Consider the following 26,586-nt stretch of genomic DNA (forward strand, 5'->3'; position numbering starts at 1 on the left):
AACATATATTTTGAAACAAAACCGAATCCTTTCTACTATCGTCATTGCGCAGTTTGGCTGCACCTCTATTTGGTTCGCTAGTAATGCCGTGATTGACCAACTCATCACGGCCTATAGTTTTCCCGATAATGCAATGAGTGTACTGACATCTGCAGTGCAGTTGGGTTTCATAGCAGGTACGCTTAGTTACGCACTACTCAACCTGACGGATAAATATTCGCCTTCAACAGTCTTTTTGATCAGTGCGCTAATAGGAGCATCTGCTAACTATGCCATCACTTGGGTCACTCCATCTTTGCTATATTTCTCATCTCTACGGTTTCTAGTAGGTTTCTTTTTAGCTGGAATTTATCCTGTCGGCATGAAAATCGCCGCAGATTACTCTCAAAAAGGGCTAGGAAAATCACTAGGCTACCTAATAGGAGCACTAGTGATAGGTACTGCACTACCTCACCTACTCCGTGGTAGCTTTAATGATCTATCTTGGCAGGTTGTCTTTGTCAGCACTTCTGCACTATGCGCTACGGGCGGTATACTGATACGAATATTCGTACCAGATGGGCCACACCGTAGACCCGCTCAAAAAATAAAACTCAATCAGACCTTCCTCATATTCAGAGACAAAAAATTCACTTCGGCAGCATTAGGCTACTTCGGTCACATGTGGGAGCTTTATACTTTTTGGGCACTCGTCCCTGCTATTATTAGTTTTTCGGTCTCTTCTGAGACATCTATCAGTCCATCGATACTTTCCTTTGGAGTCATAGGGATAGGTAGTGTAGCTTGTATAGTCGCTGGCCGACTATCGCAACATATCGAACCCTCGCGAATTGCATACGCTAACCTATTGGGGTCAGGATTATGTGCTTTGGGAGCAGGACTACTTGTCATCATAGGGTACCCTCCACTTATTTATGGTTTCTTATTGGTGTGGGGGTGGTTGGTGATTGCAGATTCTCCGATGTTCTCTACGCTCGTAGCAAATAGCGCACCCGCTCATCTCAAAGGCAGCGCACTAACATTGGTCAATTGTATAGGTTATGCAATCACCATCATTAGTCTCCTATGCATAGGGTATCTATATAGGAGCTTTGGTCTCTATTTTGCGCTCCCAGCATTGGCTATCGGCCCAGTACTGAGCTGGATACTACATCAACAAGACAACCACAATAAAACACCTGTGATAAAACATGAAAAAATCACTACAAATAGGTAGGTAAATCTCTTAACATACATATAACATGCAGTCCATCCCCATAAATATGGAAAGAAACATAGCGATAGTTTCAGAGTATAGAAATAAAATTATATTTTACAATAAGCCTATATAGACAAATTAGTTAGAGGTGATTTCAGCAAGAGAAGAACATACATTTACTCGATATAAACAATCAAAAACCTATTGTTTAATATCTCAATACCCAGCTATTCTAATACACATGTCATTCCTAGGCAAAATCACCTAACTTAAAAATATGGGTTTTGACCAATTGTTTTATACCCTGCAGTGTAGCTACTTTTGCCTTAGATTTTTATCTCAGAGACGAGTATAACAGTCCTAGGCAGAAGGTTTAGTTAACCTGACTATTTAATATCTTCTAACTAGAATAAGTACAATCCAAACACCGACTTTACCATGAATAAGGTTAAAGATTTTTTTAGCAATATCAACGTCACCATTGGCAAGAAAATTAGGACCAGTTTTTTGATTCTAATACTAGTGATCTTATTTAACGTTCTGTACACCTCACTGACGCTCAATACGAGTATAGGAGTACTGAACACGATCTCTAATGATGTCAACCCTACGCTGACCGTACTCCGAGACTTTAATAGGCTCATCACGGACAGTAAAACCTATAGCACCAACTGGGTCTATATCAGTACCTATAAAAAGGACAAAGAAAAGCTAGCGGAGATTCACAGTACGATCTATCCCGCACAGAAAGAGAAGATACTATCAATGGTCGACCAGTTAGCGCTGGAGGAAGAACGAGAAGAAATACGGTCGATCGTTGATGCTTTTGAACTCATACTCGCAGACCAAACCACAGTCATGGAGAGTCTCCAAAGTGGAATGGATTATGAAGACCCTATGACGGTATTCATCTGCGAAGACCTGATCGAAAGTAACATCGTACCACAGAGTGACGACCTCATCGATAGACTCAATGCTACCATAGCTGTCAAAAACCAACACTCCGATGAGTTAAAGGAAACCATGCAGGAGTCTTTCAGCAGCCTCACGATTAACATCATCGTATTGGGTGTGCTAGCAGCCGTATTTGCTTTCATCATATCCAATTGGCTATCGCGAAACATTACACTACCGATCAAATCACTCCAGGATAAAATCAGCCAAATCCAATTGGGTAAAATCCCTGAAAGCATACATGTTAAGAACAGGGATGAAATCGGCAGCATGAGTGAAGGAATCAATTCTCTAATCGAAGGGTTCACCTCTTCATCAGAATTTGCAAGCCAAATCGGTCGAGGAAATCTAAATGCAAACTTCACCGCACTGAGCAGCGAAGACGTATTAGGAAATGCTCTCCTATCAATGAGAAACAATCTAACTCGTGTCATCGAAGAAACCAACGATGTAGTAAAACTAGCTGGTCAGGAAGGACAGCTGGATTCACGAATCAACGTAGAGGATAAAGATGGTGCATGGAAAGACCTAGCACAGGCGGTCAATGATCTGCTCCAATCATTTGCTACACCGATCATGGAAGTCAAAAGAATCGTATCTGCCATGGCAGAAGGGGACCTAAGAGCTAGATATGAAGGCCAAGGCAAGGGAGAGATCAAACAACTCATGGATAGCCTAGAGCGTGCTTTGGTAAACCTGAGTACACTGATTTCTAATATCGTATCCAACGCCAACATTGTAGATGAATCCTCCGTGGAAATGCTCAATGCCAGCGTAGAAATGAATGCAAACACAGACGAAATTGCTTCTGCCATCGCACAGATGAGTTCTGGTGCTCAGAACCAGGTGGTGAAGGTCGACGAAACATCAACGCTCGTAGAAGGAATCCTCAGCTCATCGGTACAGATGGGAGCTAAAGCAGAATCTATCAACGATGCTGCCAAAGCAGGGGTGCTCAAAAGTGAGCGTGGTAGAGCCATGATCGAGAACATCGGTAGTGCCATGGGTGAGATTGACACCTATGCCAAGGAAACTTACACTTCGATCAACGTACTCACACAGCGTTCTGCGGAGATCAGCAGAGTCCTGGGCGTGATCACAGATATCGCCTCACAAACCAACCTACTCGCACTGAATGCTGCCATCGAAGCAGCTCAAGCAGGTGATGCTGGTCGTGGTTTTGCGGTAGTTGCCGAGGAGATTAGAAAACTCGCAGAGGATTCTAGAAATTCCGCACAAGAAATTGAAAAACTAGTAGAAGACGTACAAAAAGATACACAGCAGGCCTCTAAAGTCATGGAAACCATGAACAAGAGTGTAAGTACAGGATCGTCTGCCACTACAGAAGCATCCGTTGCTTTCCAAGACATAGCAGAGTCCACGAATCAATCGCTAGCACTCTCTGAAGATATTGTGAATGCAACCAAAGCACAAGGACAGGATATTAGCCAAGTGGTATCTATTACCGAATCGGTGGTAGTCATCGCAGAGCAGACCGCAGCAGGTACAGAAGAAATTGCTAGTTCAGCGACTGAACTTTCATCTGGGATGAATAACTACAGTGAAAAATCCGAAAGGTTGACCAAGGTAGCTGCCTCACTGAAAGAGTTCGCTAGCCAGTTTACATTAAGATAACAGAATCATATAATCAACTCATCTATTTTACGAATACCATGATGAAAAAAACATTCATAATAACCGCTTTGCTCATCAGCACCCTAGTCATCAACTACAGTGCTCAAGCGCAAGAGAGCAAGTTCAAGGCTCTATTTATATACAAATTCTCAGAATATGTACAGTGGTCTACCACACCTAGCCCAATGACAGTAGGTATAGTAGGCACCTCTGATGTAAAGGATAAACTGGAGTCATTCGCTGCGAGTAAAGGGAATATGCAGGTTATCTCCATCAACTCAGCATCTGATGCCGCAAAATGCCAAATGCTCTACGTACCTGAATCAGAAGAAAAGAACCTAAGTCTCTATACTTCATTCATTAACAAAAAGAGTATCCTACTCATTTCAGACAATAGCTCTAAAGTGGGTAGAGGAGCAGATATTGGTTTCTTCTTAGAAGCTGGAAAACTGCGCTTCAAAATAGACAAAAACAACATAGAATCTAAGAATATGGTTCCGAGTTCTAAACTCTTAGCCCTCGGTCAGTCTATCAACTAAGTTCCTACTTACACACGATAACAAAATTCTAGTAACTCTGATTTTCTCAAATCGCATTTGAGGGCGGAAGAGGACTGTCTAGTAATTACCAACACCTAAAACTTAATACAATGAAAAATCAAAACAAACCTCGCTACCTGCTAACCCTAATTATGCTCGTACTGAGCATAGGTCTAGCGCAGGCACAAGAAAACGACGAAGACATATTAGATATGTCACTCGAAGACCTAATGAACATGGAAGTCACTTCGGTTTCCAAAAAAGCCGAAAGACTACAAGATGTAGCGTCATCCATTTATGTTTTGACCGCAGATGACATCATGAAGTCGGGTGCGACCACCCTGCACGAAGCACTGAGAAATGTACCTGGCTACTGGGGCGTTCAAACTTCATACAGCAACGTATATTCTTCGATTCGCAATTCCACTACAGAAAACTCCGACCCAGGAACAGTACTATATCTACTCGATGGCACCCCAATTCAAGATTTAATGGGTTCCGTATTATCTTTTCAGAACTTCGATATCCCATTAGATGAAATAGACCGAATTGAAGTGATCAAAGGCTCTGGTGGAACGGTCTATGGTGCCAACTCCGCAACGGGTGTTGTCAACATATTCACCAAAAATCCTGAAAAATACGATGGTATTAACATCAAAGCAGAAGGTGCAGCACCAGGCTATGCTGCTGTATCTGTTAGAGCTGGAGGAAAAATCTCGGAGAAAGTAGCCGTCTCTGGCTATGCTAAGTACCGATACTTCTCTGGATGGGAATCTATGGCTGGAAAAGACGAAGACGGTAACAGTACAAGTATCACGACTGCTTTTACCGAAAATTACGACGAAAGCAATTACTACAGTTGGGGAGCTAAATTAAATTTCGACCTGACCGAAAAATCAAAAATATCTGCTCGCCTACACCACAATGGCTATCAACAAAATGTATATACAAGCGTCTTTGATCAGAGTTTTTTACTTACAAGAGACGATGATTTACAATACACCGAGGTAAGTGCAAACCGTACAGTAGCCAATGTACGATTTGATCATTCGTTCAATGACACACACAGTTTATTTGTCAGAGCATCTACCAACATTGAGAACGACTTTTACCGTGGAGGGGGAGGAATGAATATCTCTAATGCTATTTATGATTTTGAAATTCAAGACAACCTTTCTCTCGGACAATACAACGACCTCAGTGTGGGTATCAACTACCGTATTGTAGATTTTGACGTACATAATATCAAGTCCACAGATTACATAAACTACGTCGACCCTCAAGCCAATGAATCCATCAAAGGTGCCTTCGTTCAAAACAAAATCAAGTTATTGGATACAAAGCTAAATCTTGTACTTGGAATCAAAGCAGAGAACTATTCTCTGGTCAACGACAAGTACTACTTCTCACCTATGGCCAAAGCCTCTTTCATTGCTAACAAAAACATTACACTATGGGGAGGGTTTACCCAATCTTATACTACCCCAGGCTTCAACAGTACCAACGTCAACGTATTCTTGCTACAAACCCCCACTGCGGTTACACAACTCATCACAAAAGAGGTTTATGACATAGCATATCAACAAGCCATCAATGCAGGAGCCGATGATGCTACGGCAGATGCTACTGCAAACGCATTTATTGCATCTGAGGCTGGTCAAGCAGCTATTCAAGCTGAAACCCGTAATCAAGGTGTTCAAAATTTAGCTGCAAAAAATGGTTCTGAAACTTCTCCTTCCAAATTCCAAACATGGGAATTTGGCATCAAAAGCCATCTAGGGGACAAAGTTCAGCTAAATGCGACCTTCTTTAAGACTTACATTACTGATGGTGTTTCTGCCAACCCAGGAGCTGCTATTTTAATCGATCAAAAATCCATCACAGACGATCGAGTCACTGACTATTATCTCTATGGTAACTATGTGAGTGGAGAAAGTATCGGTACTGAAACTGTCATCAAATTTTTTCCAATGCAAGGGTTAATTTTCGAAGCTTCTCACGCTTGGTCTGAGACCACATGGGAATACCAAGAAAATAGAGACTTTGACATCAGCGGTATCACAGAAGACCCGACACCCTCTACCCCCTTCATGCCCAAGCACGTATTTAGACTCAAAGCAGATTATTCGTTCAGTCAAGGTTTCAACGTTACGGCAAGTTTAATTCAGACTTCTGCTTTTTGGACTGAGTCCAACTACTATTACGACACAGAGAGATATCCAACGCTAACTGAAGAGTCATTGCCTCCAGCAACAACCTCTCCCACTGTAGTAGCAAAAAATAGTGGACGAACGATAGTCAACTTAAGACTTGAAAAAAAGCTATTAAATGATAAGATATCCCTTTATGTATTTGGCAATGACATTACCAATACTGGTAATGTCTCTGATACAGATAATATAAGAAATGCAGCAACTCTCAGTCGTATTGGTGCCATGTATGGTGCTGGTCTCAACTATAGACTGAAATAAAGATCAGGTTAGGTGGTTTGGATTTAGGGTCGGAGCAGAGGTGTTCCGACCCTTCTTGTTTTAAGTCCAGCTCCTTTTAAGTACTGTGAAAGCTATCCACTACTTCTTGAGTGCTTGTAATGCAGCGATGATCTCTGATGGTTCCGCACGGTTGCGATACTCAGCATCTAAGAATGCATAGGTGATCTTACCATCTGTATCTATTACGTATGTCGCTGCGAGTGGTAGCTCGTCGCTCTCGTCACCGTTATAGCCATGCAAGTCAAAGCCTTTTTGGTAGCTATCAGCAACTTCATCTGTCAGCTGATAAACGATACCGTATTCTTTACCGATCGTGTTGCTAATATCACTGAGCACTTCAAATTCCAATTCGTTTTTTTCTTTCGTTGAAATAGATTTGTCTGGTAGCTCAGGCGTGAGAGCAAGTAAATTCGCACCTTCTGCCTGAAAATTAGGTAGTTCAGACTGCAAACTATTCAAAGTCAGGTTGCAATAAGGACACCACCCTCCGCGATACCATGTGAGTACGACGGGACCTTTCTGGAGGTAATCGCCGAGCGAAACCTCATCTCCAAGTGCATTTTTCAGCGTAAAATCAGGTGCCTGATCGCCCACATTTTTAGCATTTTGAAGTACGCCACTTTCCGAGACAGCTGCGATGCCTTCTGCATAGATTTTCTTTTTCTCGTCGGAGGCTTTCGCATTGAAATCTGCCTTTTTCGCATCGAGTGTTTCTTGAAGTGAGCTTTCTTCTACAGGTAGCTCTGTTTTGTTTTCCATGGGTGTTTCTTTCTTTTTGGGTGTACAGCTGACCAATACCGTAAATAGCAATGACAGACTGAATAAAGCAATGTTTCTCATTTTGTAAAATTGATTGTTATGTATTTCTAATAAAGGTAATCGTATCCTCCATCAAAAGGTTTTTGAATATTGTTAATTCCCTAACATTTGATCATCCTCACCTGTTTGTATTGGTTTCCCCACATTTGTCAGTGAGAATCGTAGAATGACTTTATACGATATTGTATGACACTCCCGGTGCGTCATAGGGGACGCTATAATCCATGTACCATAGGAGCATTCTCTCGATCAGTCATGCCCCAGATTCCCTGTTATTTATCTGATAAGATTAAAGCTTTGACTTGTGAGACACGAAGCAGAGCAAAAGTACTGGCCATATATTCGTATCCTCACGAAACACAGAAGTAGACAACTCATCAGTTCTTATTTCGTTTGACTAGCCGAACCAAAAACAACATTTGTTATGATCAAATCTGTCTTGTCTGTACTGCTCATTAGTTTGTCACTCCAGACCGAGCTGCCCGAGCTCAACCAGAAGGTCGTCCAGTATGTGGATAGTGTCATGGGAACCAAGGTTGACCGTGGCGAATGCTGGGATCTGGCAGCTGGTGCGTTGAAGTATTCTGGGGCTTATTTTGACAGGAGCTCGATGAAAACCATCAGTATCTATGGTAGAAAACTGAACCCAAAGAAAGAAGATATACTACCAGGAGACCTGATCCAATTCGAGAATGTGGAGATGAAATGGAAGGATGGAAATACAACCTATTCGGCGACCATGGCGCAGCACACTGCCATCGTCTATCAAGTCAACGAACCCATGAACTACGAGATCGCACATCAAAACACAGGAGAGTGGGGCAAGAAAGTCGGTGTGAGCAACTTTCGGCTCGACCAAGTCACCAAAGGTAAAGTGATGATCTACCGTCCGGTTAAGGAAAAAAGCTGATATCATCTAGTATAGTAGCTACCTTAGCGTGTGACAGATGCCCTGACTATTCTATTGTTTTTTATCCAACATTGGATCATTTTTACGTGTATGCTGTTTAGCATGTATTCATAAACAAACTGAACTATGAAAAGTAAAATACTATTGGTACTGACGGTACTGTTTGGGTTGATGATGGTCAACTCAGGCTTGAACAAATTTCTTAACTACATGCCTATGCCAGAGATGAGCGAGGAGCAAATGGCGCTTTTTGGTGCATTTGCGAAGATCGGTTGGTTGTTTCCTCTGGTGGGATTCATCGAAGTGGTCGGAGGGATATTGATTGCGATACCAAAGCTGCGTGCTTTGGGTGCGATAGTGATATTACCTGTGATGGTGGGGATCGTGATCCACCACATTGTACATGATCCGTCGACATTGGTCGTTGTCTTGGTGATGCTAGCGATCAATCTCTGGGCGATCCTAGACAATAAAGACAAGTACATGCCGATGATTAGTTGAGGTTGATACAATGACGTTCTCGCTCGAAGCGAGGACGTCATTGTTTATTGCATAAAGATCAAAGTATCGTCAACCCTTCTTCAGTCAGTAGCGGTTCTTCGCCAGACACATTTGAGATCAAGCCATTTCCCTCTATGATGTTCTGCGCTCGTTCGCTGGACAAATAGGATAAAAAGGAAGTAACTTTAGCATTCTCTTTATCCTCATAGTACATTCTAAGTCCTCTACGGAGCGGGTATTCTCCCTGGCGAATCGTCTTAAATGATGGCGCGATAAAAAACGTATCCTTCTCCTTGATAGAGGGTAGTTGTAGTTCTCTTACATTGAGTGTTACATACGCAAACCCAATAAAACCGATTCCTCTCTTGTCCTCATATACTTTGGATACGATTTCATTGTTTTCTGATGCGATCACTGCATCTTCCGAAATAGTACTCAACTCAAAAAATTCTGAGAAATACTTCTGCGTTCCTGAGTTTTGATCTCTCATAACAGGCATGATCTTGCCAGGCTCTCCGCCTAGCTCACTCCAGTCTACGATCTCACCACGATAGATTCCACCGATTTGTTCGCGAGTCAACTGCTCTATTGGATTGAGATCATTGTTGATAATTACGATCCCATCATAGGCGACTATTTGTTCTTTCACACCATGATTAGCTCCTAATACAGAGTCCAAATCAAACGCATAAGACGACAAGCCTATGTCCACCGAATGATCTTTGATCGCCATCAACCCCGTACGACTCCCTCCCCCCTCTATCTCTAGAGATAGGGTGTCTTGTAATTTTTCAAAATCTCGCTTCAATGCATCGAAAGTCTCATGCATCGACTCACTCCCCTTTATTTTTAATACTTGTTTCTCCCTCGTTACGCTGCTGCACGAAAACTGAAGAATAATTATAACTGCTGGTAATAGCCTAATAATTCTCATTTGCTGTATGATCAATATGATTTGTTAATTGTAAATAGGACGCAAAAAAATCGATCCCACATCACAATCCATTCTATGAGTAGGTTATCAAAATAAGAACAAATCATTACCATCCTAAACCTGCTTCTTGGTTTAGGGTATTTCACCAGACTAATTAATATTTTAATTATACATTATTATATTTTTAGCCATGTCTAAATTAATATATTTGCAAAGCTAAAAACAGAAGCATGAAGCATTACTTAATATTACTGATACTCATATTTGTACCATGTTATATATGGGCACAGTCCGCAGGGACATTAGAAATCAAGGTGTATAGTGAGGGACAGCCAGTAGAGTTTGCCTCCATAGGGATCAAAGGCACAAACCGAGGTGGCACAACCAATACAAAAGGGATCCTAAGACTCACAGACCTCAGTTATGGTAGCTATGATATATTGGTATCGATCATGGGATTCAAAAGTGAAAAAGTAACGGTAGTACATCAGGCCTCTCTGAGCGCTTTGACCGTTGATCTAGAAGAATCTGCGACAGCATTGGATGAAGTGGTGGTCTCTGGTACCATGACCGAAATTAGCAAGATGGAGAGCGCGGTTTCCATTGATGTTTACTCCCCTAAATTCTTCAAAGCCAATCCAACTCCATCAGTTTTTGAATCCATGCAAAACATCAACGGTGTGCGACCACAGATCAATTGCAACGTGTGCAACACTGGTGATATCCATATCAACGGTTTGGAAGGCCCCTATACTATGGTTCTCATCGATGGTATGCCTTTGGTTAGCGGTTTGTCCTCCGTATATGGCCTGACTGGAATACCTCAGTCGTTGATAGAAAGAGTAGAAATTGTAAAAGGTCCTGCCTCCACACTTTATGGGTCTGAGGCTGTTGGCGGTTTGATCAATCTAATTACCAAAACCCCTGAAAACACGCCGACCGTTTCGACGGACGCATTTGCGACTAGCTGGGGAGAGGTCAATACTGATATTGGACTTAAACTCAATACGGGGAACAAGTCACACACGCTGGTAGGAATCAATTATTTCTACTATCAAAACCCCATTGACAACAACGGGGACAATTTCACGGATTTAACATTACAAAATCGCATATCGCTATTCAACAAATGGACGATGAAACGAAAAAACAACCGCCAGCTCTCTCTAGCGGGGCGCTACGTGTACGAAGATCGGTGGGGAGGAGAAATGCAATGGACACCCGAAGACCGAGGAGATGACACGGTCTATGGCGAAAGTATCTATACTAAACGATGGGAAACCTTTGGTACATACCAATTACCTGTGGAAGAAATTATCAATTTTCAATTCAGTGCCAATGGTCACAAGCAAGATTCTTATTATGGTGACCTTTCCTTTCAGGCACAGCAAAACATTGGATTCGGTCAACTGACTTGGCATAGACCTGTGGGGCGTCACGAGTTCCTCTTGGGTGCTGCCTACCGATATACCTACTACAACGACAATACAGTAGCAACAACCAGCCCATCCATCACACACTTGCCAGGAGCATACCTCCAAGACGACTTTAGGATCGATAACCAAAATAAGATACTCTTAGGAGTCCGCTACGACTACAACTCTCTGCATGGTGGTATCTGGTCTCCTCGCATCAACTACAAATGGAACACGACCAACAAAAAAAATATCCTGCGACTCAGTCTAGGAAATGGTTACCGTGTAGCAAATGTGTTCACAGAAGACCATGCGGCATTAACAGGCGCTCGGGATGTGGTGTTCGAAGAAGAGCTAAAACCAGAGGAGTCTTGGAACGTTAACCTTAATTTTGTCAAAAAAATTATCACCAATCACCAAAATTACATTGGGATTGATGCGAGTGTTTTCTATACCTACTTTGACAATCGTATCGTACCCGACTATGAATCTGACCCAAACGAAATTCGCTATGCAAACTTAGATGGGTCTGCAGTATCTAAAGGTGTATCGCTCAACCTCGACCTATCATGGCATAGCGGACTCAGTGCACTAGTAGGGACTAGCATCATAGACGTGAGTATAGAAGAAGATGGCGTGAAGAGAAGACAACTACTGACCGAAAAGGTCTCAGGTGTATGGAACATCGGTTATACTTTTGGTGCTTCATTAATTTCGATAGACTATACTGGCAACCTATATGGACCGATGAGACTACCTCTCTTAGGCCCAGAGGACGACCGTCCAGCTTACTCTCCTTGGTACAGTATTCAAAACATTCAAATCACGAAGAAATTCATCAACGGACTTGAGATATATGGTGGTATCAAAAACCTACTCAATTTCACTCCTCCAGCCAACAGTATCGCCAGAGCACACGATCCATTTGACGAAAATGTAAATGATCCGATAGATAACCCTAACAACCTAACATTCGACCCATCCTATGTATATGCTCCCAATCAAGGGATCAGAGGTTTTGCTGGAGTGCGCTATGCGTTGTTTAAGTAATTTATTCCAATGAGTGTCTCATTATCTAACGTCTAAAACACTGACACTACCAGTAGCTCATAAAATATTCATATACAATTACTTAACCATCATTGACACGCATAGAAGTAAAATTTAACAGACAGCTGTTTTCAAAAAATAATCCTATATAAGAACCGAACTTTTATACTTTGATTATTATATTACAGAACCCGTAAAACAATTTTTAACAACATTTAACCAATTAGATTCACTGTCCATCCGTATTATCTTATTTCAAAGTCAACACCGTTAGACTAATTAATATCCTAACAGAGTTGACTGTAGACCAATGAGATGATTTTCAAACCTAAACATATCAAGTACATATTGGCAATAGTCACTATGTGTTTGTCCATACACTATCGGACAATCGCCAATGGTACTCACGACAATATCTGGTTCAATCATTTGGGCATATCCCAAGGGCTTTCACATGCCAATGTCAAAACGATCCTACAAGACAGCGAAGGCTACATATGGATTGGCACCTTCGATGGACTCAATAAATATGATGGATACCAAATCACTACCTATAACAACGACCATTATCACCCCAAATCCATCTCATCCAATTTCATCACAGATATAATAGAGGATCAGCAAGGATATCTATGGGTGGCAACTAGCTATGGTATCAACCGGTTCGATAAAAAAACAGGGCAATTCGACCGTGTTATGCACAGTACTGAAAACACCAATAGTATCAGCAACAATTCAGTCTGGTCGCTTCTGGAAGATCAAAATGGCAACATCTGGGCAGGGACATTTGGTGGTGGACTCAATAAGATAGAAAACCTCGATCAATTCCCCAACCTAAAGATTACTCGATATCAAAATTCCCCCCGAGACTCCACTAGTCTATCAAAAGACTGGGTAATGAACATCTACGAAGACCAAGAAGGCTCACTATGGATAGGTACAGTTGGGCAATACATCAACCGTTACAACCCAACTCATGACCATTTCGAGAGGATCATACTACAAGATGGGGATCAGATTAATAGTAGTGTTTGGGACATTACAGAAGACAAAAATGGCAATATCTGGATAGGGGCTGAGGGTGGACTGAGTAAACTTGAAAAAAGCACGCAGAAAATCACTAATTATACTTACTCCCCAGATGAAAAGAACGGTATTAGCCAAGGACAGATAAGATCACTTTGTTTTGATTCGAAAGATAATCTTTGGGTAGGTTCTCAATTCGGGTTAAACCTCTACAACCCTACTGACGATAGTTTTTCACATTTTAAACATGATGATATCAATGGGCTATCGATTAGCAGTGATGAAGCTTGGTGCATCTACGAAGATCACAATGGCACCATATGGATTGGCACTTATAGTGGAGGCGTTAGCTATTTTCACCCTAGCTATACTTCGTTCAAACACATCACCTATAACCCACTCGATCAACAAGGAATTCAAGGCAACAACATTACCTCATTTGCTCAAGATCAAGACAATAAACTATGGATTGCTGTAGATCACAGTGGACTGGATCGATATGACCCTGCTACGCACGAATATACCCATTACACTGCAGACATCAATGATCCCAATAGCTTGAGTGGTGTCTCCGTCATGGAAGTATTCATTGATTCCCATGAGTACGTTTGGCTGGGTATCTACAACCAAGGATTGAACCGACTAGACCCGAAAACCAACGAAATCAAAAAATATTTTGCCAGCTACTCTGATCAAGGAAAACTAAACAATGGCAATGTATGGTCTATCGAAGAAGATGAGAAAGGCGACCTATGGATAGGAACTATTGGTGGTGGGCTCAATAAATATATCCGCAACGAAGATAAGTTCATCAGTTTTGGGTGGAACTACGAAGATCCGTCTGCACTTAGCAACGAAAACATCTGGTCTATTTTTATAGAAAATGAAAACACACTCTGGTTAGCCACTAGCCATGGACTAAATAGAATGAATAGAAATACGGGGGAGTTTAAGCGATTTCTTCATGACGAGAGCGACAGTACAAGCATCTCTAACAATGCGATTCATACAATTTTTCAAGACTCCAAAGATAGGATATGGGTTGGCACCCAAGGTGGTGGGCTTAACCTATTCAACCCTGAAAAAGAAAACTTCTCCCATTTCGCAGCAATTGATGGTTTAGCGAATGAGAATATTTCGAGTATTCTCGAGGATGACCATGGCAATCTATGGATTAGTACCAACGGAGGAATCAGTAAATTCGACCCAGAGACCAGAGCAATACGAAACTTCAGTACGGGGCTAAGAACCAATCAATTCAACTTAGAGTCATGCATCAAGACTCATGACGGAAAAATGCACTTTGGTGGAACCAATGGGTACAATTCCTTTCACCCAGACAGCATCATTGACTCGCGCCAAAACGCTAGAGTTGCTATTACCAACTTTCAAATATTCAACAAAACTGTTCCGCTAGAAAACTATACAACAAAAAGTTCAGATGATATTCCTACGATTAAACTAACAGATGAACAGTCCGTTTTTAGTTTCGAATTTTCATCGCTCAACTACATAGATCCAGATCAAGTTAAGTACGCCTATCGCTTATACAACTTCGAACAGGACTGGATAGAGACAGACGCCAAACGTAGGTTCGTCACCTATACCAACATTACGCCAGGAGAATACCTTTTGAGTATCAAGGCATCGGACAGCGAAGGCCAATGGTCTGACACCATTACCAAACTAAGAGTCATTATTCTCCCGCCGTGGTATAATACTTGGTGGTTCAAGCTCTACGTTCTTTTAGCAGGTCTGACCTTGATCTATTTCATCTACCAACTCAGGATGAAATTAATCTATAATCAGAAAAGAGCACTCGAAGAAGAAGTAAAGTACCGCACAGCAGAAGTAGTCAAACAAAAAGAAGAATTGGAACTACAAGCCCAAATGCTAACCCAATACAATCAAGATATTTTGACCAAAAACAATCTTTTAGAAGATCTCCATCGACAAAAAGACGGAATGATAGGCGTAGTAGCTCATGACCTCCGTGCTCCGTTAAACAACATTAAAGGACTGATCCATCTGGTCACAAAGTCCGGTGAAACTAACGAAGAACAAGAGAAATACATTCAACTGATAAGGAGACTTATCAATCAAGGCGATCTACTCATCAGTGACTTGCTCTATGTCAATGGGATGAAACAGTTCGATATCAAATTGAAAACGATAGAATTCAACCTAAATGAGTTCATCAATACGTGGATAGAAAATTATCAAAATGACTTGGCAAAGAAAGAGCAAACGCTAGTGCTCACTAACGATCTACAACAGCTAGAGATTAAGTCGGACAAGGACGTACTCACACGGATATTAGACAATATATTCACCAATGCCATGAAGTTTGCTCAGCCTGGGACTAGCATCTTTCTATCCCTTCAATCATCCGATAAGCACTTCTGTATTAGCATCAAAGACCAAGGACCAGGAATTAGTCCAGAAGACCAAAAAATCATGTTTGAGATGTTTCAAAAGCTCTCTGCAAAGCCCACTGCAGGCGAAGGATCCAGCGGACTGGGGCTTTCGATCGTTAAGGCCTTAGTCCATAAACTTAACGGAGAGATTGAGGTAAAAAGTGAACTCGGTCATGGGACAGAATTCATCATCACATTTCCTATTCAGGCCGAACTCACCTAATTCACTTCTTCTTTTTCTTCTTTTTGGCTGGTTTTGGTCGAGTTTCTTCGTTGACAATCAAGCTCTTCCAGTCTCTCTCCTGACTCGCACTCAGTTCTACCGTATCGGCATAGGCTACTTTATCGATTTCCAATACACGGATAGGTTTCGAGACATACGTTTCAATTTCTTTGAGGAGTTCTTTTTCTTCAGTACTACAAAACGACATGGCCTGTCCCTTGTTCTTGCCACGCCCTGTTCTACCTACACGGTGGACATAAAACTCAGGATCCTCTGGTAGATCATAATTGACCACATAGTCAACATTGGGTATATCAATACCCCTTGCAGTCACGTCAGTAGCAATCAAAAGATTGTTCTTCCCAGACCTAAAATCAGACATCACTGTATTTCTTTGGCTCTGTTCCTTGCCACTGTGTATAGTGTCCGCTTTGATATCCACCCGCTGCATAGCCGCTAGCACACGTTCAGCTCTCACCTTAGTCCTGACGAATACTAGTATCTTTTTATCAGGGTTTTCATCCACTACCCTTTCGAGGAAAAAACGCTTGTCATCCATTTCTACAAACGCTACAAAATGCTCTACATTCTTAGACACAGGGTCTTTTGGTGAGATTTGAATTCTAATGGGCTTATTGACCAGAGAATAAGCTACCTTTTTGATCTTCTCATCTATCGTAGCAGAAAAGAAAAGTGTTTGTCGCTTCTTTGGTAGCATTTTGATAAGATCCTGAATATCCTTGATGAACCCCAATGCCAACATGTGATCCGCCTCGTCTAAGATGAGTTGCTCTACGCGATTAAAATGGATATAGCCCTGACTCGCCAAATCAAACATTCGCCCCGGTGTGGACACCAATACATCGACTTGCTTCGACAACTTCTGTATCTGGGCATCCTGATCTACTCCACCATACAACCCGAAAATTTTAACCTTGGTCCCTTTGGCGATACGCTCAAAGGCTTGAGAAATCTGAATGGCCAACTCACGAGTAGGCACCATTACCACGCACCGTATACCATCTTCTCGCTTGGCATTGCGGGACCTTTGTATGCGTTCGATTACAGGGATAGCAAATGCAGCCGTTTTTCCAGTGCCCGTTTGAGCAATGGCCAAAACATCCTCCCCTTTTAGTATAGCGGGGATGGACTTGAACTGGATATCGGTTGGTCGAAGTAGACCCATTTTGGTCAAATTCGACTTTATTTCATCGGCAATATTATAATCCTCGAACTTCATTTTGCATATCTTAATAGCTGATGCAAAGCTAAGGATTAAATCCTGCCCAATAAGTATAATTAGTGATTGAGGCGGTTCTCGTGAATCGTATTCAGTGCAGTTTGAAGTTCTCGTTTTAGCTTAACCTGTATCTCTCTAGCATTATCTTTATGCTCCTTAAACTCTTCGTCTAGCGCATCCAAAGACGCTCGTGAAAGAGTCGTTACTCGGTTACTTCTCGTGTACATATAATAGCACACACCTACAGCGACAGCCAGAATAAAAATGATCAACCATACGATGACATTGTATGAAGCCTTGTTCATTTCGATCCCGATGAAGGTAATACTCTCATTGAGTGTCTCACTCAATGTTAACTCTCCTTCTATCGTAGATAGTTTAGCTGTTAACGAAGAGATTTGGCCATTTAGAGATGTGATCTCTGATTTTAGTGAAGCAATTTCTTCATTTTTCACCCGAACTGTATCACTTGCTATCTTCCAAAACTCTTGTAATTTAGGTGTCTTTACCAGCTTATACTCCTGCCACGAAGAGGTGTTGTTTTCATAGAATTTTTGAAACTGATCATCAATCGTTTCTTGACCGACTGCAAAGTGGCAAGTGAACAACATTAACATACATAGGGCAGCAATATTTCGAATCATATCTAGGGGTTTATTATACAGTAATCCCCCAAAATTAATGCAATATTTTCTTTCCCTGATGCTATCCATTGAATTATGAAAATATTGTCACCCCTAGACAATATTCTAACAGAGAATTATGAATACAAATCACTAGCCACTCCGAAGATTCTAATTAGCAAACTACTACCAATTGCGTATTTGAAATCTAGGCCATCTTCTTTCTTCCAACACCGAGCATTGGCCGCTATATAATCAACTTGATGTTCAATCGACTCTATGTCTGACATTGAGTAAAAATTCGTAAACCCATCGGTAGCTGAAGCTAAGCTTACCCGAGCCCCAACCTAAGCTTACAACAGGGTGAACCTAAGCTTACAACAGGGTGGAACTAAGCTTACCTCGACCCTGAGGTAAGGCAACATGGGAGCCGAACTAAGCTTAGGTTGGACAGGTCAGGTCTCACCCCCCTCCCAACCCAAAATATAGCACCCATCTCATAGCGTATTGTGATATACCAAGGGATTTGCCTGTAGCCTTGGGATATATCGACAGGAAATACTAGTTTGGCTTTACCAAGCCGATCAGCAGTCGGCTTCCCGCAGCATCATTCGAGAAGAGAAAACATTTTTTTAACCGTATATAAACACGTGCAAACGGGTTTATTATACATTTGATGCAGTGCGCATTATAGTGCACTGTGTACTTTACATAAGTGTTATCAGCAATACTCAGAAACATTCTATGCTAAATCTCCAAAACATAAAGGCTGCTAAGAACAACTTGCTAAAGTATGATCCTTCTACATTTTCTGGAAATCAGAACAGCTATCGATATTTTCTAAACAAAGTTAAGATCAACAATTTCAGGCACATTGATGAGCTTGAGTTTTCAATGGATCATGCAGTTACGGTAATTTCTGGCACGAATAAAATAGGAAAAACTAGTATTTTATTACTCATCGCTTGTAGTCATGAAAACTTTATGAAGTACGATTCCACTAAACCGGATACAGTTTTCAGAAGACACACATGGCGGGACGTTCTGAATTTCACGTCCTATGAATCTGCCGTAAGAAGCTATTCATATGAACTCTTTTGGAGGGTCGGAATAGATCCCAGGCAAGGAGAAGGTAAGCGTGCAATTGGTAAACAATCTTGGACTGGATTAGGTAAGGCAAGTAAGGATTTAAATAGAATTAATGCTCAAATTAGAGATAAACAGGTTCGGCTGATAGATTTAGACCGTTTACTACCTGCAAGAAATTTTTCTAACAGTCTAATTAGAAAGATAGCTCGATATCCTCAAGAACGGGTTCATGAAGATATTGAACAAGCTTTTAATTATGTTTTTGAGATTCCTAATCCTGTACAAATCCACAAAATTGGTTCTCATATAAATAAGCTGGCTTACTTAATTACTCCAAATGTAGCAGCACTTAATGAACCATACTCTAGTTACAATGCTGCTTCAGGAGAAGAATCTTTACTAAATATTCTTGTTGATATCTTCGAAGCTCCCAACGATTCTTTAATACTGATTGACGAGCTAGAGGCAGCAATTCATCCTAATGTGCAACGTAGATTAGCAGACATTATACAATATGTCTCTTGGCATCACAAAAAGCAGTTCATCCTTACAACTCATTCGCCATCATTAATTTCTTCCTTTCCACAGGTGTCTAGAAAATTCATCGACATAGGAGTAAATGGGAAGTATGAAGCTATATCTTCGATTTCAGTCAATGCAGCATTTTCAAAAATGGACTCTAGAGCTTACCCTTTACTACAACTTTATTGTGAAGATCAAGAGGCCAAATTCATAATTCAAAATATTTTGATCAAGGTGAATCAGACCAGAAAACACTTTGACAGGTTAGTCAATATTATAGTTTCTGGTGCTATAAATGAAGTTAAAGGAGATTATGAAAGACACAAGAAAAATTATCCTCAAATGAGACTGAAGATAGGTTATTGTTGTGTTTTTGACGGAGACTATAAGAATGATCCTAAATATTCCCATTACCACCAGCATCCTACCGAACACACCTTCTTCCTTTATCCATATACTGCTCCTGAAAAGTTCCTGATTAAATCATATCTAAATAGTAACCCTAATGCTCAACTAACAACTGCATTAAACTATTCTGATCATCATGCTTTATTTCAGGAAATGGTTAGTCAAGGATTAGCAGCTAATGAAGATCAGGCACTAAATTTATGCTGGCAGTCCTTCATAGAGACACCAGAATATTCGAAACTGGAAACAGAATTAACCAAATTTTTAATCGATACGGTAAAGTTTTTCTCTGCACAAAGTGATTAAAAAAACTGATAATCGAGTAGACGGCTGACGGTCAAATGCCCCCGCTCTTTTAAGCCTTAGCGCAAAGCGAGACCTGAAAGCATATATACAGGACAAGTCTCCAGACTTGCTTAGTCCTAATTGGCGATCTTCATTGGCTCAATACCCAGCCATAACCATGCGTTTTTGAGTCAGCCAGCCCCTTCTACGTCATAGCCCGACGTGAGATCGGGCTATCTCCATCGGTGAGAACTGATGTGAGCCAATTAGCATTTCTGCGATTAGTGGGGGATTACCCAATCTGTGTCCTCGTACCTCGTCCTTGTTGGGTAATGACGGGGAGCGGTGAGCCGTTCCATTCATAAAAAAGACCTGACAGGTTTTGAAAACCTGTCAGGTCTAAAAAGTATCAACTTGAGTGATAGGATAGCCTCATGGCAATCACCCCCCCCGCTCTTTTAAGTCTTAGCGCAAAGCGAGACTTAAAAGCATATATACAGGGCAAGTCTCCAGACTTGCTTAGTCCTATCTTCATTGGCTCAATACCCAGCCATAACCATGCGTTCATCAGGGGATTTATTTCATCACATTTGCAGTCGTAGAATGGATAGATGTTTTTTACCCGACGGCAGTATGCAGAAGAAAAGGCTTGGTGGAAGTTCATTTTTTATAGATCAACAAGTCTGAAGACTTGCGTTTTATCAGTAAGTTTCAAGTGATCCTAACGGAACACTTGAAACAGCGAGGGCTGATTGGGAGGTGGTACCAAAGGAGCTCAATGTCCAAAATCAAGAAGATTTTTTTCACTTCTCGAACAAACCGATGATCTAAAGGGCTTAATTCATCGATTTTGTAGTGTCATAGGGATGCGAGTCCATTGGTTCCGAGACTTCTATTTGTTCCTGGTCACGTCATCGGGAAAATAGGCAACTTGCTTACCTATAAAACAATATAATATTTCAAAAAAAACACACAAAAACCACTCCTGACAAATTTTATTTCGTCATGTAGGGCTTTTATATTCCCCGGAACGGTTAGGGGTCGTCCCGGATGACTTTCACCCTTTCCCGGGAGACCTAGAGGGCGTCCCGGGAGGTTTCTGACCCTTCCCGGGAGACATATACCCCTCCATGGCAGGCATGGAGGGGTTTTGTTAGGCTTTTTCTAAGATCTTGATCAATTCCTCTTGGGTAGCATCGATCTCGGTGGCGACTTTGGTACGCTTGGCAAACTCCGCTAGGCGCTCAGGCATCTCTACAGGCTGCTGGATGATAGGTTCGACCACATCGCCAAACTTGGCGGGATGCGCCGTCTCCAAGAAGACCCCTACACTCCCCTTGTGATCCTTCATGTATTCTTTGAGACCGAGGTAGCCTACTGCGCCATGTGGGTCGAGTAGATAATCGGTCGCTTGATAGACCTGCTTCACAGTCTCAGCGGTTTGTTTGTCGTCGTAGGCATAGCCTTTCACGCCTTCTTTCATCGCCTCCCATGACGAACCGAAGACCTCTTTCATACGGTAGAAGTTGCTCGGGTTGCCGACATCCATGGCGTTGGAGATGGTCGAGGTAGACGGGCGCGGTGTGAACTCACCAGTCGTCAAATACGACGGCACGATATCATTGACATTGGTCGATGCGACGAATTGCTTGACAGGCAGTCCCATCTTTTGCGCCAGCAGACCAGCTGTCAGGTTGCCAAAGTTGCCGCTCGGCACAGACACCACCAGATCACCCTGATCCTTGAGCAAGGCATAGGTCCAGAAGTAGTAAAACGACTGAGGAATCAAGCGCGCCATATTGATCGAGTTGGCAGAGGTCAGGTTGTATTTCTCCTTCAGTTCTTTGTTGAGGAAAGCGTCTTTGACCATTTTTTGACAGTCGTCAAAAGTCCCACGCACTTCGAGTGCTTGGATGTTTTGCCCAAAAGTCGTGAGCTGTTGCTCCTGTATTTTGGAGATCTTCCCTTTCGGGTAAAGGATGATCACATCGATGTTTTCCACCCCAAAGAACCCACTCCCTACGGCTGCCCCTGTATCGCCAGAGGTCGCCACGAGTATGGTAGATTTCTTGTCGCTCTTGGCAGAGAAGTAGCTCAGGCATCTCGCCAAAAACCTCGCCCCCACGTCCTTGAACGCACAGGTAGGGCCGTGGTACAGCTCCAGCGAATAGACCTTGTCCTCCACCTCTACCACAGGCAACTCAAAGCTCAAAGTCTCCTCGACGATCCGTCTCAGGTCTGCCTCGGGGATCTCCTCCCCGATGAACTGACTCGCCACCTCGTAGGCGATATCGTGCAGTTTCATGTCCCCGATATTCTCGAAAAACTCTGCCGATAGCTTCGGGATATGGTCGGGCATGTACAGGCCATTGTCATCCGGCAACCCGTTGAAAATCGCGTCCTCATAACTCACCTCTGGGACTTGTCTGTTCGTGCTGTAATATCTCATGGTATTCTTCTCTTGTGTATGGAGTATTGTGACTTAAAGAACTCTCACGCCTTCTGTGCCGATTTTGGATAAGTAAGTATAAGCCAGTATGCCTACTTCGTCGTAGATGGCTTGCATGCTGGCCTTGATTTTTTCTGCGGTTGCTTTGCCCTCGGCAAATGCGAATATCGAAGGGCCTGACCCAGCGATGCTGCATCCGATGGCACCCTCTTCGAGCGCTTTGGCCTTCACTTCGTCATAGAGCGGAATCAGCAGCTTGCGCACCGGCTCGACGATATGGTCCTCCATCGAGCGACCAATCAGCCCAAAGTCCGATTCGTACAGTCCCGACACGAGCCCACCGACATTGCCCCATTGGGCGACTGCTTGGTCGAGCTTGACCGTCTGCTTGAGCATACGCTTGGCATCTGTGGTCTTGACCACCACCTGTGGGTGGACGATCGCCACGTACATGTTGTCCGGTGTGGGCAACTGCAGCACGTCGAGTGGCCCATAGGCACGCACGAGCGTAAAACCGCCGAGCAGGTTGGGCGCGACGTTGTCTGCATGTGCCTTGCCTGAGAGCATTCTTTCTCCTTCCATCGCGAACTCCACGAGCTGATGCGTATTGAAAGGACGGCCGATCAGTTCGTTGACCGCAAACACAGCGCCTGCCGAGCTCGAAGCACTCGTCCCCATCCCACTACCGGGATGGATCTGCTTGTCAAACGCGAAGCTGTAGCCCTTCTTGATACCTGCTGCATCGAGTAGCGCCTGAGCGGCCACCGATGCGACGTTTTTGTCAGGCTTGAGCGGCAGATCAAACTTGTCATTTTCGAGGATGACCATCTTGTCATCTGACAATTCGGTCACGACCATTTCTTCGCCTATGCCATCGAGAGCGAACCCCAAAACGTCATATCCACAGCCTACATTGGCGACTGTAGAGGGTGAAAAAACTTTGATTGAATTAGACATGGCTTGACTCGGTTTTTGTTAGCTATTTGCGATGCGCATTACGTCCGCAAATATACCCGAAGCTGTCACTTCTGCACCCGCTCCGGCGCCTTTTATCACCAAAGGCTGATCCTGGTATCGGTTGGTATAGAAGAGTACGATGTTGTCTTTTCCTTCCAAGATATAGAACGGGTGGTCTTTCGGAATCTCCTGCAAGCCCACAGATGCTTTGCCCTTGTCAAAGGTCGCTACGACCTTGAGGCGGCAGTTTTTGGCTTCTGCATCGCTCACCAGTTTCTGGAACACCTCGTCGTGTTGTTCTAGGCTGGCATAGAACTCGTCGTTGGTTTTCGTATCCATACACGCCGCTGGGATGAAGGATTCGCTGACGATATCGTCCAGTTCGAATTTCAACCCACTCTCGCGGATCAAAATCAAAATCTTGCGCATCACGTCTACCCCACTGAGGTCGATTTTCGGATCGGGCTCGGTGTAGCCTTCTACCCCCGCTTGCTTGACCACATCCACGAATTTCACCCCTGGTTTGAAGGAGTTGAAGATGAAGTTCAAACTACCCGAAAGGACGGCTTGTATCTTTTGGATTTTGTCCCCGCTCTTGATCAAATCCCCTAGGGTCGTCAAGACAGGTAGCCCTGCACCGACGTTGGTCTCGTAGTAGAACTTGGCCTGGTATTCTCTGGCGGTGCTTTTGAGGTTGACGTAGGTATCATAGTCGGATGCACAAGCGATCTTGTTGGGCGTGACGACCGAGATACTCTTGCGCAAGATCCCTTCGTAGAGTCCTGCAATCTCTGCATTGGCGGTATTGTCCACGAAGATACTGTTGCGCAGGTTCGACTCGACCATCTTGTCTACGAATACCTGTGGAGCCATTTTCTCTCCTTTGGACTCCAGTTGCCCTTTCCAATCGGCGAGATCGATCCCGTCTATATCGAAGAGCATCTGACGGCTGTTGGCAATCCCCACGATGCGTAGGTCAACATTTTCGAACTCATCCAAATAGTTGTACTGCTTCTTGATTTGCTCGATGAAGGTACCGCCGACATTGCCGATCCCGATCATGAACAAGTTCATGCGCTTGCGCTGAGATAGGAAAAAGCTCTCATGCAATACGTTGAGTGCCTTACTGAGGTGCTTCTCTTCGAGCACCACGGTGATATTTCTTTCGGATGATCCCTGCGCGATGGCTTTGATACTGATCCCGTTTTCGCCCAGTGCAGAAAACATCTGCCCACCGATCCCGACGTGCTCACGCATCTTGTCACCGACGAGTGCCACGATGGCCATGCCTGTCTCGACCTCTAGCGGGTCGATTTTACGCAGGCTCAGTTCGAGCTGAAACTCCTCCGCAATGGCTGCTTGGGATATCTCGATGTCTTTCTTGTCTATGCCCACACAGATCGAGTGCTCCGAAGAAGCCTGCGTGATGATGATGACATTAACTTTGGCTTCTGACAGTGCTTTGAACAATCTGAAGGAGAACTTCGGCACACCGACCATGCCACTGCCTGTCAAGTTGAGCAGCGCGATATCGCTGACGCTAGATAGTCCCTTGACGAACTGCTTGTCGCCATTGGCATCTTCGCAGATGGTAGTCCCCGCGTCCTCCGGCGCAAATGTATTTTTGATTTTGATTGGAATTTTCTTGTCCAACACGGGCTGAATCGTCGGTGGATAGATCACCTTCGCCCCAAAGTGCGAGAGCTCTAATGCCTCCTGAAACGACAGTTTCTCGATCGGATGAGCCGCCGCAACCTGACGCGGATCAGAAGTCATCATACCGCTCACGTCAGTCCAGATTTCAAACGAATCTGCATCCAAGGCCGCCGCGAAAATAGCCGCTGTATAGTCAGACCCTCCTCTACCCAAGGTAGTCGTCACGCCCTCTGCATTGGACGACACAAATCCTGGACAAACCACCAAATTGGCCGCTGTAGGAATATAGTCTGTGATGTTCTTGTTGGTCGAGGCAAAATCCACGTTGGCATTGTTGTGGATATTGTCTGTTTTGATCAATACGCGTGAGTCACCAAGGTCGGTTTTCAACCCTTCTGCGTTGAGGAAGTCCACGATGATATTGGATGAAAGTATCTCCCCAAAGCTAAGCACCTTGTCCAAGGTCTTTGGCGAAAGCTCACGAATCAGGTAAATCCCCTTCATGATGTCTTCGAGATCATTGAGCAGGATTCTGATCTTGCTAAAGATCACCGATTGGCTCTTGACCGGAATCAATTCCTTGATCGTATCGAGGTGTCTCGCTTCGATCTGTGCCAACGACGCTTCGTAGGACTCGTCACCCACTGCTGCGAGATCGCTGCATGCATGTAGCAGATTGGTCACTCCGCCTAGAGCCGAAACCACACAAACGGTTTTCTCAGGCTGACCTGCTGCTAGGATATCCTTTACTTTTCTCAAGTTGTCTGGGGTACCTACGGATGTACCTCCAAATTTTAATACTTTCATTTATTTTTAAGTTCAAAGTTTAATGCCTGCCATCGACAGGCACGTTGACTCTCGTCAATTTATATTCTTGTATGTAAGCCCCTCTATGGAGGGACAAACACTTCAATATTCATTATTAACAATATCGAACAAGGAATGTTGAATAGTGAATAGCGAAGTTATCGCTTACACCTTCTTCTGATTTCCTTCTGCAGTGACTACACTTCAACGCTATGAAGGTGGAATCACTTCACAACCTACCTTTCGATAGACCAATTCAATATTCTGTATTCAATACTCGACATTCGTTATTAACAATATCGAACAAGGAATGTTGAGTAGTGAATGGCGAAGTTATCGTTTATCCCTTCTTCTGATTTCACTTCTGCAGTCACTACACTTCAACGCTATGAAGAGTAGAATCACTTCAATATTCGTCATTCCTTGTTCTTTATTCG

At 43.2% G+C, this 26,586-nt stretch carries 16 protein-coding genes; 9 read left to right on the forward strand and 7 right to left on the reverse strand.

Annotated features, from left to right (window positions below; genetic code table 11):
• Positions 1 to 10: 10 nt before the first annotated feature.
• The 4 genes from BUB99_RS11330 (at position 11) to BUB99_RS11345 (ending at position 6,797) form a co-directional block, all read left to right on the forward strand.
• Positions 11 to 1,216, forward strand: a complete 1,206-nt coding sequence (locus tag BUB99_RS11330; protein WP_073122593.1) for an MFS transporter — start codon at positions 11 to 13, stop codon at positions 1,214 to 1,216.
• A gap of 420 nt (positions 1,217 to 1,636) precedes the next feature.
• Positions 1,637 to 3,787 (forward strand): methyl-accepting chemotaxis protein, encoded by a 2,151-nt coding sequence (locus tag BUB99_RS11335; protein WP_073122595.1) that lies wholly within the window; start codon positions 1,637 to 1,639, stop codon positions 3,785 to 3,787.
• A gap of 38 nt (positions 3,788 to 3,825) precedes the next feature.
• Positions 3,826 to 4,326, forward strand: a complete 501-nt coding sequence (locus tag BUB99_RS11340) for a YfiR family protein (RefSeq protein ID WP_084190515.1) — start codon at positions 3,826 to 3,828, stop codon at positions 4,324 to 4,326.
• Between the two features lie 110 nt (positions 4,327 to 4,436).
• Positions 4,437 to 6,797, forward strand: coding sequence for a TonB-dependent receptor plug domain-containing protein (locus BUB99_RS11345; RefSeq protein WP_073122599.1), 2,361 nt, complete (start codon positions 4,437 to 4,439; stop codon positions 6,795 to 6,797).
• A gap of 99 nt (positions 6,798 to 6,896) precedes the next feature.
• Here the strand turns inward: BUB99_RS11345 and BUB99_RS11350 are convergent, their stop codons facing one another.
• Complete coding sequence (locus tag BUB99_RS11350; protein WP_139280985.1) at positions 6,897 to 7,658, reverse strand: peroxiredoxin-like family protein; 762 nt, start codon at positions 7,656 to 7,658, stop codon at positions 6,897 to 6,899.
• A gap of 403 nt (positions 7,659 to 8,061) precedes the next feature.
• On the opposite strand from BUB99_RS11350, the gene BUB99_RS11355 reads away from it, so the two are divergent.
• Both BUB99_RS11355 and BUB99_RS11360 read left to right on the forward strand, forming a co-directional pair.
• Positions 8,062 to 8,547 carry a hypothetical protein gene (locus BUB99_RS11355; RefSeq protein WP_073122600.1) on the forward strand — a complete coding sequence of 162 codons (486 nt, stop codon included), beginning with the start codon at positions 8,062 to 8,064 and terminating at the stop codon, positions 8,545 to 8,547.
• Positions 8,548 to 8,673: 126 nt separating this feature from the next.
• Entirely contained in the window at positions 8,674 to 9,048 is a 375-nt protein-coding gene (locus BUB99_RS11360) for a DoxX family protein (protein WP_073122602.1), read from the forward strand.
• A 58-nt stretch (positions 9,049 to 9,106) separates the two neighbouring features.
• Here the strand turns inward: BUB99_RS11360 and BUB99_RS11365 are convergent, their stop codons facing one another.
• Positions 9,107 to 9,982: a PstS family phosphate ABC transporter substrate-binding protein gene (locus tag BUB99_RS11365; protein WP_139280986.1), complete on the reverse strand. Its 876-nt coding sequence runs from the start codon at positions 9,980 to 9,982 to the stop codon at positions 9,107 to 9,109.
• Positions 9,983 to 10,212: 230 nt separating this feature from the next.
• Here BUB99_RS11365 and BUB99_RS11370 point away from each other — a divergent pair, with 230 nt between their 5' ends.
• Together BUB99_RS11370 and BUB99_RS11375 are read left to right on the forward strand one after the other, a co-directional pair.
• Positions 10,213 to 12,447, forward strand: a complete 2,235-nt coding sequence (locus BUB99_RS11370) for a TonB-dependent receptor (RefSeq protein ID WP_084190516.1) — start codon at positions 10,213 to 10,215, stop codon at positions 12,445 to 12,447.
• 369 nt (positions 12,448 to 12,816) lie between these two features.
• Complete coding sequence (locus BUB99_RS11375) at positions 12,817 to 16,113, forward strand: ligand-binding sensor domain-containing protein (protein ID WP_170863786.1); 3,297 nt, start codon at positions 12,817 to 12,819, stop codon at positions 16,111 to 16,113.
• A gap of 1 nt (position 16,114) precedes the next feature.
• On the opposite strand, the gene BUB99_RS11380 is transcribed toward BUB99_RS11375, so the two are convergent.
• Positions 16,115 to 17,353: a DEAD/DEAH box helicase gene (locus BUB99_RS11380; protein ID WP_073122607.1), complete on the reverse strand. Its 1,239-nt coding sequence runs from the start codon at positions 17,351 to 17,353 to the stop codon at positions 16,115 to 16,117.
• Between the two features lie 59 nt (positions 17,354 to 17,412).
• Positions 17,413 to 17,997, reverse strand: a complete 585-nt coding sequence (locus BUB99_RS11385) for a hypothetical protein (protein ID WP_139280987.1) — start codon at positions 17,995 to 17,997, stop codon at positions 17,413 to 17,415.
• Positions 17,998 to 18,720: 723 nt separating this feature from the next.
• On the opposite strand from BUB99_RS11385, the gene BUB99_RS11390 reads away from it, so the two are divergent.
• On the forward strand, positions 18,721 to 20,301 hold the full coding sequence (locus BUB99_RS11390) for an AAA family ATPase (RefSeq protein ID WP_073122610.1): 1,581 nt from the start codon (positions 18,721 to 18,723) through the stop codon (positions 20,299 to 20,301).
• A gap of 1,132 nt (positions 20,302 to 21,433) precedes the next feature.
• On the opposite strand, the gene thrC is transcribed toward BUB99_RS11390, so the two are convergent.
• The 3 genes from thrC to thrA are packed head-to-tail and all read right to left on the reverse strand — an operon-like array spanning position 21,434 to position 26,149.
• Positions 21,434 to 22,729 carry a threonine synthase gene (thrC, locus tag BUB99_RS11395; RefSeq protein ID WP_073122612.1) on the reverse strand — a complete coding sequence of 432 codons (1,296 nt, stop codon included), beginning with the start codon at positions 22,727 to 22,729 and terminating at the stop codon, positions 21,434 to 21,436.
• A gap of 33 nt (positions 22,730 to 22,762) precedes the next feature.
• A complete protein-coding gene (locus BUB99_RS11400; RefSeq protein ID WP_073122614.1) occupies positions 22,763 to 23,686 on the reverse strand; it encodes a homoserine kinase in 924 nt (307 codons plus the stop codon).
• Positions 23,687 to 23,704: 18 nt separating this feature from the next.
• Positions 23,705 to 26,149 carry a bifunctional aspartate kinase/homoserine dehydrogenase I gene (gene thrA / locus BUB99_RS11405; RefSeq protein WP_073122616.1) on the reverse strand — a complete coding sequence of 815 codons (2,445 nt, stop codon included), beginning with the start codon at positions 26,147 to 26,149 and terminating at the stop codon, positions 23,705 to 23,707.
• Positions 26,150 to 26,586 lie beyond the last annotated feature (437 nt).

It is taken from the genome of Reichenbachiella agariperforans (assembly GCF_900142205.1).
Taxonomy (GTDB): Bacteria; Bacteroidota; Bacteroidia; order Cytophagales; family Cyclobacteriaceae; genus Reichenbachiella; species Reichenbachiella agariperforans.